The following is a 948-nucleotide window of genomic DNA, read 5'->3' on the forward strand; positions in this document are numbered from 1 at the left end:
GCCGGGGGGAGCGTGCGTTGCCGCCCGGCCCGGCGCAGCCAGACGCCCAGCCACTCGTACCACCACCGGCCCCTGGTGGGTGCCCAGGTGACGAGCAGAAGGAGGGTGGCGGTGAGCACCGCACCGGCCACCAGGGGTGCGCTGCGGCCCGCCGTGGCCCCCAGGCCGGCCAGCGCCACCTGGGTCACCACGAGCTGTCCGGTGTGGACCCGGGGCCGGAGGCCGAGGCGGGGGGCCGGCCGCAGCGGCGCCGTGATCCGTGGCCCGTCGTCCGGCGGTGCACCGGCCACCGCGCCGGTCCGGTCCGTCGGCCCGCTCACCGTCGCCGTCACCGCGCCGGCCCCCTTCGCCGTCTGGTCCCCGTGGATCGTCACGCGCGGCCTATCGTATGTGGCCGGAACGTAACCACGGGGGGTCGGATGCCGTCGCGACAGGACCAGCTGCACTCGTACCAGTTCATGGTGCAGCGGGTGGTGGCGGCGCTGGTGCTGCGGGAGACCGACCCGGCGCAGTCCCCGTTCCGTCGCGCGGCGGGTACCGCCCTGGCCAGCGTGCTGATCGCGGCGATCGCGCTCGGCGCGGTGGTGGTCTACGGGGTCCTGGTCGGCGGTGGTGCCAGCGGATGGCGGGACGCGCAGGCGGTGATCGTCGAGAAGGAGTCCGGCGCCCGGTACGTCTACCGGGACGGCCGGCTGCACCCGGTGCTCAACTACGCCTCCGCGCTGCTCATCGTCGGTGGCGCGGAGCAGCGCACCGTGCTCGTGTCCCGGGCGTCGCTGGCCGGCGTGGCCCGGGGCGCACCACTGGGCATCCCGGACGCCCCGGACTCGCTGCCCGCGCCGGACCGCCTCTCCCCGGCACCGTGGACGGTCTGCTCGGTGACCCCGGACGGGTCCACGTCCGGGCCGCGTTCCGTGCTGCTAGTCGGCGGGACGGCCCGGGGTGGGC

General features: G+C 76.5%; 1 protein-coding gene and 1 pseudogene. One reads left to right on the top strand and one right to left on the bottom strand.

The features are described from left to right. A pseudogene (locus tag GSF22_RS33865) lies at window positions 1-374 on the bottom strand (hypothetical protein); the annotation flags it as partial. A gap of 45 nt (window positions 375-419) precedes the next feature. Between GSF22_RS33865 and eccB the strand changes: the two are divergent. Next, window positions 420-948: type VII secretion protein EccB (eccB, locus tag GSF22_RS33870; RefSeq protein WP_208817956.1), on the top strand; the 529-nt coding region annotated here is incomplete at its 3' end.

Source organism: Micromonospora echinofusca (genome assembly GCF_017614955.1).
GTDB lineage: Bacteria > Actinomycetota > Actinomycetes > Mycobacteriales > Micromonosporaceae > Micromonospora > Micromonospora echinofusca_A.